The following is a 14833-nucleotide window of genomic DNA, read 5'->3' as shown; positions in this document are numbered from 1 at the left end:
TTCATTTTGTGAGTATATTGTTGGTGTCAGGTAAGCCCTGACCCAACAATGCAAAATAGATAAAAACCCCATTTTGAAACGCCCCCTTCTTTCTTTCATCATTCACAAAAACAAACCCCACACCAATCAATTGGTTACATGAAATATTCTCAAGTCATTATTTTAACTAGATATTAATTATTCTAATATTGATTTATTTGATTATATTTTGTGCTGGCGGTCACTTTTTATTTCTTCAATCACGGTATGCTATTATTCACCATCGACTCGATACGCATTATACTGCGTTACGAAGCACGTATCTCCGGCGATAGCCGAGCCTGGTTTAATATAGATTAGCGCCTCGCCAACGATTTCCCGCGTTAATTCCCCCATTGCTTATTCAGCTTAGGCTGAAAAAATTCATCTCTTTATTTTGTTGCCGTCATTGGTAATGTGAATGGCTATTTTCACTCGCCAAAATATGACTGCATCTTAAATATTAATAATAAAAATACCCAAAATAATTGGCGTTGCAGAAACGTTAGCTGCGGCTTCAAGTTCCAAGGGTACCTACGAACCCCCGGTTCTGCGCCACTTTGTTACGCGATTAAAACCGGTCGAATAAAGCGCGACTGCCACTCTCCCCCTGCTCACTTCAGGCTGGGGGAATATTGCTGCCAAATAGGTTGGTCATTACCCTTAGCGCCCTACCGGGCGCTATGCCTCTCTCACCCGTGCACAGATGATTAACGCCAGAATAGCTAATCCCATCGCCACCACATATACCGAATTATGGCCCCAGGTTTCGGTCAATACCCCTTGCAGAACCCCAGCCAGAATCACCCCAGTGGAAATGCTATTGGTAAACAGCGTGGTTGCTGCTCCGGCTCTGCCTGGCATTAAATCCTGAAAATAGAGCATGCCAATCCCGGCGACAATACCAATAAAAATGGCATTAAAAATCTGCAATAGCATCAGTGCAGTTTTGAATTTGAATAACACCAATCCGGTATAAAACAGCACACCCGCCAGCACCGCAAACAGCATAATTTTGCGCTTACCAAAACGCCTGACCGAGTAACCCGCCAGCAGCATAATAGGGATTTCCAACCCGGCAGCAGTCCCCATCAACAGACCAGCCAACCGCTCAGGCAACCCCAAGTTTGCTGTGATATACAGAGGCATATCAATGATGTACATGGTGTTGCAGGTCCACATCAGCATTGAAGCAATAAACAGCAACAAAACGTCTTTATCGGCAAACAAACTGCCCTGCACCACCGCTGGCGCATCTACTACCGGCTCTGCTCGCTGCACCGAGGGCAAAATAAACCACACCACCAGCGCGCTGAGGACAAAAATACCGGCGGCGATACTGAACATCAACGTAAAGCCATAATTCAGCGCTAACATAAACGACAGCGGCGGGCCGATAACCCAAGCCAATGAAAGCTGCGCACGCATAATCGAGCTAAACATCACCACTTCCCGCGCCGAGCTATCGGCATATTCTCGCGCTAAGGCGAAAATCTGCGGCATGGCGGTATTTGCTACTGCTGCCAGCAGCACACCGGCGGTGATTAGCGTCAGATAGTCACGATTAAAAGCAAATAGCAGGCAGTTCCCCACCGCCATCAAGTAGCAGACCATAATTAGCTTGCGGCGGTCACCACGTAAATCTGATCGTTTGGCCAGTACAAAGCTGACGGTAATCCCGGCAATGGCATTGACGGTATAAAACAATCCCACCCACAGTGGGCGTACTTTCACTTCAGTGCTTAGGAACAAGCTTAATGTCGGTGCCTGTAACGCGCCAGCGATACCGGAAAGAAAAGCCACCACGAAGAAAGCGAGAAACACCGGGTTAATACGGCGGGAAAAGGTCAAAGCAGATTTCATTCCAGGCTCCAGCGCCAGAAATAACAATTAAACGCTATGCTACAGAAGCGGGTAGATTTATATAGAGAAAAGTATACCAGCAGCATAAATTTCACATCCAAATAATGGATGCGGCTGACCGTGTTTCAGCCTCAAGGAGGCAGGATATTATCCAAAGTCATTGGGGCTATAGCCAGGCAGCAAGCGAGCAAATCCCGATGAGCTTACTCAAGTAAGTGATTCGGGTGCGTGAACGCAGCTAACAACGCTATAGCCTCAAGGAGGCAGAATAAAAAAAGCCAGCAGACTATAAATCCACTGGCTGGTGAAAGTCACCATTACTCAGAAATTTTTGGTACACAGCAAGGCAAGACTTGGTTCATTTAACAAACATCAATATCAATTATCATCTACGACAGCTCACAAAGTGTGCTCGGTTCGGGCGATGATATCGTCTTGTGCATCTGGCGATAGCGCGGTAAAGAATGCCGAGTAACCGGCAACCCGCACCACCAGATCACGGTAGCGGTCTGGGTGCTGCTTGGCATCAAGCAATGTCTCACGCGATACAATGTTGTACTGCACATGCCAGCCCAGATACTCCTCGAAGAAGGTACGCAACATCATCATCAGCTTTTCGCGATCACGCGGGTTATCCAAAGTTGACGGATTCAGTTTTTGATTCAGTAGCACCCCGCCCAGAATAGAGGCTGTCGGCAGTTTTGACAGGGAGTTAAACACCGCAGTTGGCCCCAGATGATCAGTACCAGAAGCAGGGCTTGCTCCCTCCGCCAGCGGGCTGTGCGCTTTGCGGCCATCCGGTGTTGCCATCGTTGCCGCACCAAACGGCACGTTAGCAGAGATAGAGGACGTCCCGGCGTAATAGGTACCGCCTATCGGGCCGCGACCAAAGCGGGTATTGTGATATTGCTTCAGCTCATCAATATACGTCTGATAAGCGCGTACCAGCAGTTGGTCTACATCATCAACATCATTACCGTATTTCGGTGCTGAATTAATCAGATGTTGGCGTAATTGCTCACCGTTCAGGCCAGCAAAGTCATTCGTTAACGCCGTTGCCAGTTGCTGCTGGCCGATAAGCTGTTGTTCAAACACCAGTTTTCGTACCGCTGCCAGACTATTACCCAAATTGGCAATGCCCACCTGCAAGCCGGAAACCCAGTCATAACGCGCGCCCCCCTGCTTGATACTTTTACCGCGCTCAATACAGTCATCCACCAGTGCAGAACAGACAATATCGTGGGCATTCTCTTCCAACACCGTGTCCACCACACACTCAATTTCGATGGATTTTCGCGTGTAGTAACGAATCTGCTGATCCCATTGCGCCATCACTTGTGAGAAATCAGTGAAGTTACCCTTCGATAACCCCTGCTCTTGCGGCAAAAATACTTGCCCAGAGGTCGCATCTTTACCTTGCTCCAGCGCCGCTAGCATCACGCGAGCAAAATTAATAAAACTCATGCCGGTACAGCGATAGCCCCATTTCCCCCCCACCGCAGTTTCAATGCAACCAATGGCGGCGTAATCGTAAGCATCCTGTGGCTCTACACCCAATTTAATAAATTCAGGAATAACAATTTCATCATTATTAAATGCAGGCATACCAAAGCCGCAGCGAATGACCTGCACACAGGCATCGAGGAAATCATCACTGATACCGGCATGGTAGCGCACGCTGAGATTCGGCTGAGTTGAACGTAAACGGCCGCAAGACTCCAACACCGCATAAGAGAGCGGGTTAACCGCATCAATCGCTTTACCCTGCACCAGCTTCTGCCCACCAATAGTGACATTCTGATACAACGGGCTGCCTGCCGAGGCTTTAGAGTGCGAACCGGAACGGATCTTGTTCACTTCCAACAACTTGAGCCAGCAGCTATGCAACATCTCAATGGCTTTTTCGCGACTAAGGGTATTTTCCAGCTCCACGTCACGGCGATACCACGGATAGAGGTATTGGTCGAGGCGGCCAAAGGAAACCGAGTGGCCGTTAGATTCAATTTGCAGCATCAATTGGATGAAATAGCACAACTGCAAGGCTTGCCAGAAGGTCTGTGGCGGCTGGTGAGCAATCAGCTCGCAGTTTGTGGCGATAGTTTGTAACTCAATGCGCCGCCAATCACGGCTCTCTTCTTCTGCCATTTGCCGCGCAACCGCCGCATAACGTTCGATATGCTCGCTCAGCGCCGCCAATGAAATATCAATGGCTTTAAGAAATTGCTCTTTATGCAGGTCACTCCAGTCCGTCAGTTGTAACCGTTCGCGGCGACTTGCCACTTTGCTGCGCAGGCCATCCAGTCCTTTCTCCAGCAATAACGGGAAGTTAACCGCCAAATGCGCATCGCCGGAGGTCATATTACCTTCGGCTTTTATAATGCCGGTGGCCAATAACGCTTTTTGCTCATCGGTAAACATGCCGTAGCAGCGGTCCTGCACTGTTTGGCCGCGCCACCACGGGCAGATACGGTGCAATACCGCTTTATCTGCTGCACTGACCGAGAAACCCGCACCGGGGCGATCGGCCAGCTCATCAATTTCGTTTTCAATCCAACTCACGGTGTATTCAGGGAAAATTGGCGCGGCGCGCAGCTGACTGGCCTGATTACCGATAATCAGCTCATCATTTTTGATCCAGACGGTGCGAAGCTGTAAGTGATGCGCCAGAGCCAGCGCGCGCCTGACGGGGAGAGGTTTGTCCTGATGCTGCTGATAAGCCTCGGTATAATGCTGCGCTCGTTCGGTACAAACCGGCGGTTGCACAATGTGGATCAGTGCGTTTTTATGCTGTTGCGTCCGTTCGCTTAGCGTTACCAAATCAAGGGTGGTCATAGCATTATCCTCGTAAAATTGCGGTCAAGCCTTTATCACGGGCATAGCTTTCCGCGAAGTAAAGCAGTTCAGGAGCATCCAAAGGTGTGCTTGCTGCCCGATACTCTTCACCCAGCAGCGAATATTTGTTGATACCCAACGTGTGGTAAGGCAAAAAGTGAATCTCTTTAACGCCTATCTCATCAGCCGCAAAATCGACGATCCCTTGTATCGAGTGGCGATCTGCATTGAAATCTGGGATCAACGGCACCCGTACTGTGATGTTGGTGCCCGCAGCCGCTAACTGACGAAAGTTGTCCATCACCCGTTTAGCCGAACCTCCAGTCCACTGGCGAAAACGGTTTTCATCCGTGTGCTTTAAATCCGCCAGCATCAGATCCAGCCACGGCAAAGAGGGCGCGATGTAATGCCACGGCGTATGCAGACAAGACTCAACCGCCGTGTGGATACCAAGCTGATGACAGCGTTGCAATAACTCAGCTGCTACATCGGGTTGCATAAATGGCTCACCACCGGATAGCGTCACACCACCGCCACTGCGCCGATAAAACGACATATCGCGCAACAGTGTTGCCATAGTGGTATCAATATCAATCGGGCTACCACACACCGTCAGTGCACCACTCGGACAACGCACGGTGAGTGCCTGAAGGTCATCCTCTTCCAGCCGTTGGCGCGTGATAACAATGCAATCGTCAATGCGCTCTATTGCCTGCGGGCAGGTCTGTCGGCACAACTCACAACCTGATAAGCACAGGCGCGAGTCAAATAACACCTCCGCTTTACGTGATCGGCTTTCCGGGTTTTGGCACCAACGGCAACTCAGCGAACAGCCTTTCAGGAATACCACACTGCGAATACCGGGGCCGTCATGGGTGGAATAACGCTGTAAATTAAAAATCATTTATTCCTCCCGTTGGCGGCATTGCCACGATAACCCGCTTTCATTGGCAATCAGTATCTGCGTAATATAGGGAAAGAAAAATTGATGAAATTTGCCGTGGAGTTCCTCTTTTATGTCTGCCTCACGTCTACAACAGCAGTTTATTCGCCTCTGGCAACGTTTTAATGGCCAGCCGACGGAAACCACCTTGCAGGAGCTGGCAGACGTGCTCAGTTGTTCACGCCGCCATGTACGATCCTTGCTGGGCAGCATGCAGCAAGAGGGTTGGCTAAGCTGGCAGGCTGAAGCGGGTCGCGGTAAACGCTCACAACTGGCCTTCCTCTACTCCGGGTTGGCACTGCAACAACAGCGGGCCGAAGAACTGCTGGAGCAGGACCATATCGATCAGTTAGTGCAGTTGGTAGGGGATAAAAAAGCAGTGCGCCAAATGCTGCTATCCCAGTTGGGGCGCAGTTTCCGCCAAGGGAAACACATCCTACGGGTGCTCTATTATCGCCCGCTACAAAACCTGCTGCCCGGTACCGCGCTGCGCCGCTCCGAAACGCATATGGTGCGGCAGATTTTTAATGGCCTGACACGCATAAATGAGGAAAATGGGGAACTAGAACCGGATTTATCCCATCACTGGCAAGCTATCAGCCCGTTGCATTGGCGTTTTTATTTGCGCCCTGCCATCCATTTTCACCATGGCCGTGAACTGGAAATGGATGATGTCATCAGCAGCCTGACCCGGCTGATTCCACAGCCCTTGTTCTCTCATATCACCGCCGTGCGCTCACCAACGCCCTATGTGATTGATATCCATCTAAGTTGCCCGGATCACTGGTTGCCATGGTTGTTGGGTAGTGTTCACGCCATGATTTTGCCGCAAGAGTGGGAGAATCAACCCGACTTCCGCCGCCATCCTATTGGTACCGGCCCCTACTCGGTGATTAGAAATCACCATAATCAGTTGAAGATACAGGCTTTTGATAACTATTTTGGTTTCCGCGCACTGATTGATGAGGTCAATATCTGGGTGCTACCTGAGTTGTCTGAGGAGTTGGTTTATTCCGGTGTGCAATTGCAGGCTGACGATACCAGTAAAAACGAGCTGGAAAGTCGGCTGGAGGAAGGCTGCTATTTTTTACTGTTTGATCAGCGATCGCCTCAGACCAGTAACCCAGAGATCCGCCGCTGGTTGTGTGAGTTGATAACACCGGTCGCCCTGCTCAGCCATGCAGATCCTTTCTATCAACGCTACTGGTCACCGGCCTACGGCATGCTGCCCCGCTGGCATCACAACCGACTAACCACCCTTGAGCCAAAGCCCGTAGGGCTGACCGAATTGACGCTGACATTTTACAGCGAGCATTCCGAGTTTGACGCCATCAGCCAAACATTAACCACATTGTTGGCGGCACACGGCGTCACACTGGTGATACAAGTGTTGGATTATGTCAGTTGGTATCAGGGCGATGCACAGAGTGATATCTGGCTTGGCAGCGCGAATTTCTATCTGCCACTGGAGTTCTCCCTGTTTGCCACCCTGTACGAACTGCCGCTACTACAACATTGTTTGGATGAAAAACTGCATCAGGATGTTGAATTATGGCGAAATAATACCCTGCCGATGGCGGATTGGAGCCAACGGTTGGTTAGCCAGAATCAATTCCACCCACTGTTCCATCATTGGTTAGAATTATATGGGCAGCACAGTATGCGCGGGGTGCGCATGAACACGCTCGGCTGGTTTGATTTCAAATCGGCCTGGTTTACACCACCAGAGGGCTAACCTGCTTTCATCCGCCCAGATTAGTCTCTACAATGGCGTTGTCTCAACGGGGTGCGGAAAAACTGTTGTGGTCGTGTCCAGAATTCATGCTGGTTCGTTCCATTAACAATGAAACAAAAACGTCGCGAGGTAGGTTCAGTCGGAGGCGGACAGCACGCAGAAACCGGAGCGTACAAGTAGTACGTGAGGATTTCGAGTACTGCCCAACACCGGATCAACCTAACCGCAGCAAGTTTTTCGCTGAGAGCAAACCCGTCGAACCTGATCCGGCTAACACCGGCGGAGGGATTTGAGAAAAATAACGCTGCATTATCATGATATCGCTGTTATTTACCGCCTCAGATACCTTTGCCACCTTTATTGTTAAGGAGTGCAAAGTGTTTAAACGCATTATTCCCTGCTTGTTTTTGCTATCTGCCGCTGCGGTGGCCGCCGATAAACCGACACTGACGGTTTACACCTATGACTCCTTTGCCGCCGACTGGGGTCCAGGGCCTGCGATTAAAAAAGCCTTTGAAGCCGAGTGTGATTGCCAGCTTAAATTTGTGGCGCTGGAAGACGGTGTTTCATTACTGAATCGCCTGCGGATGGAAGGTAAAAACAGTCAGGCTGACGTGATTTTAGGATTGGATAATAATCTGGTGCAGGCGGCAGAACAAACTGGATTATTCGCACCAAGTCAGGTGGATACCGCGAACCTTACTCTCCCGGAGAAGTGGCAGAATAAGACTTTCGTCCCGTACGATTATGGCTATTTCGCCTTTGTGTATAACAAAGACAAACTGAAAAATCCGCCGAAGAGCTTGCAAGAATTAGTTGATAGCAAAGAGCCGTGGAAAGTGATTTATCAAGACCCGCGCACCAGTACCCCGGGCCTTGGTCTGATGCTGTGGATGCAGAAAGTGTATGGTGATAAAGCGCCACAGGCATGGCAGCAACTGGCGAAAAAAACCGTCACCGTTACCAAGGGTTGGAGCGAAGCTTATGGCTTGTTCCTGAAAGGTGAAGGGGATTTGGTGCTGAGCTATACCACTTCTCCGGCTTATCATCTGATTGAAGAGAAGAAAAGCAACTATGCAGCGGCTAATTTCAGCGAAGGCCACTATCTGCAAGTCGAGGTCGCAGGCTTAGTTGCCTCGAGCAAACAGCCGCAACTGGCACAGCGCTTTATGCAATTTATTGTGACGCCAGCATTCCAGGACCATATTCCTACCGGTAATTGGATGTATCCGGTGATTAAAATGGATTTGCCGGCTGGGTTTGAAACCCTTACCGTGCCGCAAAAAGCGTTGCAATTTGATGCTAAAGATGTGGCAGATAATCGCGGCAAATGGATTCAGGCATGGCAATCCGCCGTCAGCCACTGATCCCTGCATGGTTGTGGCCAGGGCTACTGGCGGCCTTACTGATAGTCGGTGTCGCCTTACTGGCGTTCACCGCTATCTGGCGTCACGCGCCTGCGGCAGACTGGCACAGTATCTGGCATGACCGCTATCTGTGGCATGTGATCCGCTTTACCTTTTGGCAGGCATTCTTATCCGCCCTGCTGTCAGTCATCCCTGCCATTTTCTTAGCACGAGCCCTGTATCGCCGCCGCTTTCCCGGCCGACAACTGATGTTGCGTTTATGCGCCATGACACTGGTGCTACCGGTGTTAGTGGCGCTGTTTGGTATTCTGACGGTTTATGGCCGTCAGGGTTGGCTGGCAGCCCTGTTTAGCTGGCTGGGGGTTGATTACCGCTTCTCACCTTATGGTTTACAGGGCATTTTGCTGGCACATATCTTCTTCAATATGCCACTGGCGACTCGCTTGCTATTGCAGTCACTGGACAGCATCGCGGTTGAACAACGCCAGTTAGCCGCACAACTGGGGATGAATGGCTGGCAGCACTTGCGCTGGGTTGAATGGCCCTATCTGCGCCGCCAAATCCTGCCAACCGCGGCGCTGATTTTTATGCTCTGTTTTGCCAGTTTTGCCACCGTGCTGTCACTGGGTGGCGGGCCGCAAGCCACCACTATCGAGCTGGCCATCTATCAGGCACTCAGTTATGACTACGATCTGGGGCGTGCGGCCTTATTGGCGCTAATCCAACTGGGTTGCTGTCTGGGTTTAGTGGTGCTAAGCCTGCGGTTAAACACAGTATTGGCAGTAGGTAATACTCACGGTCAAATCTGGCGCAGTCAGCAGGATAGCTATTGGTCTCGCATCAGCGACACCCTGTTAATTGGTACTGCTTTGCTATTGATGGTGCCGCCATTGCTAGCGGTAGTGATTGATGGCAGTAATCAAACTATGGTGACGGTGCTACAACAAACTGCGCTATGGCAAGCCTTCTTTACCTCATTGACTATCGCTATCGGGGCGGGGTTGCTGTGCGTGACACTCACGATGATGTTGTTGTGGAGCAGCCGTGAACTGAAACTGCGCCAACGGATGGCCTGTGGGCAGGCACTGGAAGTCAGTGGTATGGTGATTCTGGCGATGCCGGGCATTGTCCTGGCGACCGGCTTCTTTTTATTGCTCAACGATACCTTTGGCTTGCCACAATCCCCTTACGGGCTGGTTATCCTCACCAACGCACTGATGGCTGTGCCCTACGCACTAAAAGTGTTAGATAACCCAATGCGGGATCTGGCTGAACGCTACACGCCGCTGTGTTTATCACTGGATATTCGTGGCTGGCACCGTGTGCGCCTGATTGAATTAAGGGCACTAAAACGCCCGCTGGCTCAAGCACTTGCCTTTGCCTGTGTGCTATCGATTGGTGATTTTGGTGTGGTGGCACTGTTTGGCAATGAGCACTTCCGCACGCTGCCGTTTTACCTTTACCAGCAGATAGGTTCTTATCGCAGCAACGACGGCGCAGTTACCGCCCTACTGCTGTTGTTACTCTGTTTCTTGCTGTTTACTCTTATTGAACGACTGCCGAGCCGCCATGTTAAAGCTTGAGAAAATCACCTATTTGTATGACCACTTACCGATGCGTTTCGATTTGCATATTCAGCCCGGTGAGCGGGTGGCGATTCTTGGCCCAAGTGGTGCTGGCAAAAGTACCCTGTTAAGCCTGATTGCTGGTTTTCTCGCCCCCGCCAGTGGCCGTATGCTACTGAATAATCAGGATAATACGGCAACAGCCCCCGCCGAGCGGCCAGTATCGATGCTGTTTCAGGAGAACAATCTGTTCTCACACTTGACCGTCGCACAGAATATCGGGTTGGGTTTACATCCGGGGTTGAAACTCAGCCATGAGCAAAAGTTACTGTTACGCCAGATTGCCCAGCAGGTTGGACTGGAAGATTGCCTTGAGAGGTTACCCGCACAACTTTCCGGCGGCCAACGTCAGCGGGCAGCATTGGCACGCTGTTTAGTGCGTAGTCAGCCAATCCTGCTACTGGATGAGCCATTTTCCGCGCTCGACCCTGCGTTGCGCAATGAGATGCTGCAATTGGTCGATCACGTCTGTACCCATCGGCAACTGACATTACTGATGGTGTCACACAATTTGGATGATGCCGCCCGCATCGCCGATCGGACATTGCTCATTGTCGATGGCCGTATTTACTACGACGGCCCAACCCAGGCGCTGGTTAACGGCAGTGCCCCCGAAGCCAGTGTGCTGGGCATTACTACCCGACCATAATAACTTGTATACCCAAGGGGATTACCCAGCGAGAACCTTCCACAACAGATGACGATAAATCGGCATAATGGGCTGCATATGCAGCCAGGCAAAGCTGGCAATCGCTGCCACCATAGCCAGCACCGTCACCCAGCGCAGGCGAGCCAGTGGTAACCATTGGCTCAGGCGGTCGGGGCTACGTTTGCCAAACCGCCACCAGCGCCATGATAGCCACAGTGCCAACCAAATCAGCATCACCACCACAAATAGCAACCACTTAAACATATAGCTATTGGCGCTCGGTGGGATATCAATAGCAACACCTGCCAGTATGCCTGGGAAAAAGTAGAGCGGTGGCCAGGTCAGGCAGCCAATCACGTTGGGCAAGGCAAATTTTGCCGGTGGCAGGTTGAGCATGCCAGCAACCATCGGGACAATAGGCCGTGCCGGGCCGATAAAGCGCCCCAGTAGGACTGTTGCCATACTGTGGTTATGCAGCGCATGCTCAGTTTTATCCAGCATCGACTTATGCTTTTTCAGGAAGGACCAGCGGTGCAACGGTTCTTTAAAGCGCCGACCGATAAAATACGAGATCCAATCCCCCAGTAGGCAGCCGACAGTTGCAGCAGCCCAGGCCGAGTAAAAACCGACTTCACCACTGCCAATCAACGCCCCCACACTGGTCATCATTACCGTGCCGGGAAGCAACATCCCCACCAGTGCTAATGATTCGAGAAAAGTAACGAACATGACGATAAATAGCGTGAAAGCCAGAGATTGCGTCAATAAATGTAATAAATAGGCTTCCATAGAGTTGTCCGTTGGTTAACACCCAAGGTTCAGGGCGGAGGATTGTCCGGTGTGTCGTGAAATGAGTCAATCAACAAATTTCCCCTTCGTCCTTGAAGCCGCAGGGTTGTTAGCTGCGCTTACTCACCCAAATCACTTACTGGCCGTTGACCTTAAAATGAATAGACTCATCGGGATTAGACCACTTGCTGCCTACCTGCAACTCCAATGACTTTGGGTATACATGGAGCGAATGGAAATCATCATTAAAATAGACAAATACTGTATAAATAACCATACTAAGATAGCATAAACTCTCAGGCGTAATTGTTGCCGTCAGTTTGGATGCGGACAGCGCGGAGAAACCGGAGCGTACACGTAGTACGTGAGGATATCGAGCACTGCCCAAGTTCAAAATGACAAATAAAATAGCCTGTACATTACCTATAAAGGTTAGCATTGTGGCACAACATCGTCAGGGCTTCCTGCTCACTCGCCATTGGCGCGACACGCAGGCAGGCACCGAAGTTGAATTCTGGTTAGCTACCGATGAAGGGCCGCAGCAAGTCAGGCTGCCGCCGCAACCCTCGGTGGCATTTATCCCGGCCGAACAACGGCAACGGGCTGAAACCGTGCTGCGTGATGAACGCCGCTGGCAGTTGCGCCCACTTGAACTGACCGATTTCCATCAGCGCCCGGTGCTGGGCCTGTATTGCAGCCAACATCGTCAATTAATTCGTTTGGAGAAACTGCTGCGCGAAAGTGGTGTAAATGTCTATGAAGGTGATATTCGCCCACCAGAACGGTTTCTGATGGAACGATTTATTACCGCGCCGGTGTGGTTCAGCGGTGATGACAATAACCATGGCCCGCTGCTTAATACCCAAATGAAACCGGCCGAGGATTATCGTCCGACACTGAAACTGCTGTCGCTGGATATCGAAACCAGTGAACATGGCGAGCTGTACTGTATTGGGCTGGAAGGATGCGGCCAGCGTCAGGTTTACATGTTGGGGCCACCTAACGGTGATACGGTTGAAAGTGCGGCGCTGGATTTCAATCTGGAATACGTCGCCAGCCGCCCACAGTTGTTGGAAAAACTAAACCAGTGGCTGGCAGTGCATGATCCCGATGCCATTATCGGCTGGAATCTGGTGCAGTTCGACTTACGTGTTCTGCAAAAACACGCTGACCGCTATCAGATCCCACTGCGCTTTGGCCGTGGTGGCAACCTGCTGGAATGGCGTGAACACGGCTTTAAACAAGGGCACTTTTTTGCCTCGGCAGCCGGTCGATTGATTATCGACGGGATTGAGGCGCTAAAATCCGCCACCTGGAATTTCCCGTCATTTAGTCTGGAATCTGTTTCGCAAACCCTGCTGGGCGAAGGCAAAGCCAGCGACAGCCCTTATCAACGAATGGATGAAATCAATCAACGTTTCGCCCATGACAAACCGGCACTGGCGCGCTATAACCTGAAAGATTGCGAGCTGGTGACACGGATTTTTGCCAAGACCGAGCTGCTCAGCTTCCTGTTGGAACGTGCCACGGTGACGGGGTTAGCCGCGGATCGTAGCGGTGGCTCCGTGGCGGCGTTCACCCATCTTTACCTGCCACGGATGCACCGCATCGGCTATGTCGCCCCCAATTTAGGAGAGTTGCCAGAAGAGCACAGCCCCGGTGGTTTTGTGATGGACTCCCAACCCGGCTTGTATGACTCGGTATTGGTGCTTGACTATAAAAGCCTGTATCCGTCGATTATTCGCACCTTTTTAATCGATCCGGTCGGGTTAGTGGCAGGTATGGCTCAGCCTGATGAACAGCACTCAGTGCCGGGATTTCGCGGTGCCTGGTTCTCGCGCGAGAAACACTGTTTGCCCGCCATCGTTAACCAAATCTGGCAGGGCCGGGAAGCGGCTAAACGTCAGAAAAACAAACCGTTATCACAAGCACTGAAGATCATTATGAACGCCTTTTATGGCGTATTGGGTTCCAGCGGCTGCCGCTTTTTCGATCCCAGACTGGCATCGTCTATCACCTTGCGCGGCCATGACATCATGCGCCAGACCCGCGAGCTCATTGAAGCACAGGGTTATCAGGTGATTTATGGTGATACCGATTCAACCTTCGTCTGGCTGAAAAATGCTCACAGTGAAGAGCAGGCATCACAGATAGGTAAAGAGTTGGTACGCCAGGTCAATCTATGGTGGAAAGATCATATACAACAAACCTTTAATCTACCCTGCGCCCTGGAACTGGAATTTGAAACTCACTATCGACGTTTTCTGATGCCTACCATCCGGGGTGCCGAGCAAGGCAGTAAAAAACGCTATGCCGGGCTGATTTCTACGCCCGAGGGTGATCAGATGGTGTACAAAGGGTTGGAAACCGTGCGCACTGACTGGACACCACTGGCACAGCAATTTCAGCGAGAATTGTATCTGCGCATTTTTCAGCGGCAACCCTATCAGGATTATCTGCGGGATTACGTAGCGCGAACCCTGAATGGCGAATTAGATGAACAGCTAGTTTACCGCAAACGTCTACGCCGACGGCTGGATGACTATCAGCGTAATGTGCCACCTCACGCCAGAGCGGCACGCTTGGCGGATGAGTTTAACCGCAAGCTCGGTCGCCCGCTGCAATATCAAAATGGAGGCTGGATAAGCTATGTCATGACCACCGCTGGCCCCGAACCCCTTGAGATTCGGCAATCCCCTATCGACTACGATCACTACCTGACACGACAGTTGCAACCGGTAGCAGACGCTATACTTCCTTTTATGCACGATGACTTCACCACCTTAATAACAGGTCAGATGGGGCTATTCTGATACTTATACCCTAGATAATTCGAGTGCAGGAAGACGGCAAATGAGCGATAAATTGGTGGTAAACCATTTTAACAGCGCTTGCGCTGGCCCGTAGGGTGAGCCTCTGATGAGGCTCATAATCCCAAGAGCTTATTAATTTTAAGATCAAGAGCAGTAAGTGACTGGGGTAAACTGCGGCCGCCAACGCACATGCAGCTTG

At 51.0% G+C, this 14833-nt stretch carries 9 protein-coding genes and 1 riboswitch; of the genes, 5 read left to right on the top strand and 4 right to left on the bottom strand.

Annotated features, from left to right (window positions below):
• Positions 1–699: 699 nt before the first annotated feature.
• The 3 genes from Q2T71_RS02280 to Q2T71_RS02270 all read right to left on the bottom strand — a co-directional run bounded on the left by Q2T71_RS02280 (position 700) and on the right by Q2T71_RS02270 (position 5617).
• The gene (locus Q2T71_RS02280; protein WP_372557994.1) at positions 700–1881 is read right to left on the bottom strand and encodes a sugar efflux transporter; all 1182 of its coding nucleotides are present in this window, start codon (positions 1879–1881) and stop codon (positions 700–702) included.
• 399 nt (positions 1882–2280) lie between these two features.
• Positions 2281–4713, bottom strand: a complete 2433-nt coding sequence (locus Q2T71_RS02275; RefSeq protein WP_372557993.1) for a formate C-acetyltransferase/glycerol dehydratase family glycyl radical enzyme — start codon at positions 4711–4713, stop codon at positions 2281–2283.
• A 4-nt stretch (positions 4714–4717) separates the two neighbouring features.
• Positions 4718–5617, bottom strand: a complete 900-nt coding sequence (locus Q2T71_RS02270) for a glycyl-radical enzyme activating protein (protein WP_372557992.1) — start codon at positions 5615–5617, stop codon at positions 4718–4720.
• A gap of 112 nt (positions 5618–5729) precedes the next feature.
• Here Q2T71_RS02270 and sgrR point away from each other — a divergent pair, with 112 nt between their 5' ends.
• The 4 genes from sgrR (at position 5730) to thiQ (ending at position 11032) form a co-directional block, all read left to right on the top strand.
• Positions 5730–7391 carry an HTH-type transcriptional regulator SgrR gene (gene sgrR, locus Q2T71_RS02265; protein ID WP_372557991.1) on the top strand — a complete coding sequence of 554 codons (1662 nt, stop codon included), beginning with the start codon at positions 5730–5732 and terminating at the stop codon, positions 7389–7391.
• A gap of 213 nt (positions 7392–7604) precedes the next feature.
• Positions 7605–7696, top strand: a riboswitch (TPP riboswitch).
• 72 nt (positions 7697–7768) lie between these two features.
• Positions 7769–8758 (top strand): thiamine ABC transporter substrate binding subunit, encoded by a 990-nt coding sequence (thiB, locus tag Q2T71_RS02260; protein ID WP_372557990.1) that lies wholly within the window; start codon positions 7769–7771, stop codon positions 8756–8758.
• Complete coding sequence (gene thiP / locus Q2T71_RS02255) at positions 8734–10341, top strand: thiamine/thiamine pyrophosphate ABC transporter permease ThiP (RefSeq protein WP_372557989.1); 1608 nt, start codon at positions 8734–8736, stop codon at positions 10339–10341. Before thiB ends, thiP begins: the two co-directional genes overlap by 25 nt.
• Positions 10328–11032, top strand: a complete 705-nt coding sequence (thiQ, locus tag Q2T71_RS02250) for a thiamine ABC transporter ATP-binding protein ThiQ (protein ID WP_372557988.1) — start codon at positions 10328–10330, stop codon at positions 11030–11032. Before thiP ends, thiQ begins: the two co-directional genes overlap by 14 nt.
• Positions 11033–11053: 21 nt before the next feature.
• On the opposite strand, the gene Q2T71_RS02245 is transcribed toward thiQ, so the two are convergent.
• Positions 11054–11821, bottom strand: coding sequence for a DedA family protein (locus Q2T71_RS02245; protein ID WP_083160572.1), 768 nt, complete (start codon positions 11819–11821; stop codon positions 11054–11056).
• A gap of 440 nt (positions 11822–12261) precedes the next feature.
• Here Q2T71_RS02245 and Q2T71_RS02240 point away from each other — a divergent pair, with 440 nt between their 5' ends.
• Positions 12262–14634, top strand: a complete 2373-nt coding sequence (locus Q2T71_RS02240; RefSeq protein WP_372557987.1) for a DNA polymerase II — start codon at positions 12262–12264, stop codon at positions 14632–14634.
• Positions 14635–14833: the final 199 nt, after the last annotated feature.

It is taken from the genome of Yersinia sp. 1652 StPb PI, assembly GCF_041538345.1.
GTDB lineage: Bacteria > Pseudomonadota > Gammaproteobacteria > Enterobacterales > Enterobacteriaceae > Yersinia > Yersinia enterocolitica_E.
The sequence above is the reverse complement of the archived record's forward strand: the minus strand, read 5'-3'. Positions and strand labels throughout refer to the sequence as shown.

What these genes read in the sequence shown, in the direction of transcription:
- thiP (WP_372557989.1), top strand. Translation starts at nt 8,734, where the DNA reads ATGGCAATCCGCCGTCAGCCACTGATCCCTGCATGGTTGTGGCCAGGG.
- Q2T71_RS02245 (WP_083160572.1), bottom strand. Translation starts at nt 11,821, where the DNA reads ATGGAAGCCTATTTATTACATTTATTGACGCAATCTCTGGCTTTCACG.
- Q2T71_RS02270 (WP_372557992.1), bottom strand. Translation starts at nt 5,617, where the DNA reads ATGATTTTTAATTTACAGCGTTATTCCACCCATGACGGCCCCGGTATT.
- sgrR (WP_372557991.1), top strand. Translation starts at nt 5,730, where the DNA reads ATGTCTGCCTCACGTCTACAACAGCAGTTTATTCGCCTCTGGCAACGT.
- Q2T71_RS02275 (WP_372557993.1), bottom strand. Translation starts at nt 4,713, where the DNA reads ATGACCACCCTTGATTTGGTAACGCTAAGCGAACGGACGCAACAGCAT.
- Q2T71_RS02280 (WP_372557994.1), bottom strand. Translation starts at nt 1,881, where the DNA reads ATGAAATCTGCTTTGACCTTTTCCCGCCGTATTAACCCGGTGTTTCTC.
- thiQ (WP_372557988.1), top strand. Translation starts at nt 10,328, where the DNA reads ATGTTAAAGCTTGAGAAAATCACCTATTTGTATGACCACTTACCGATG.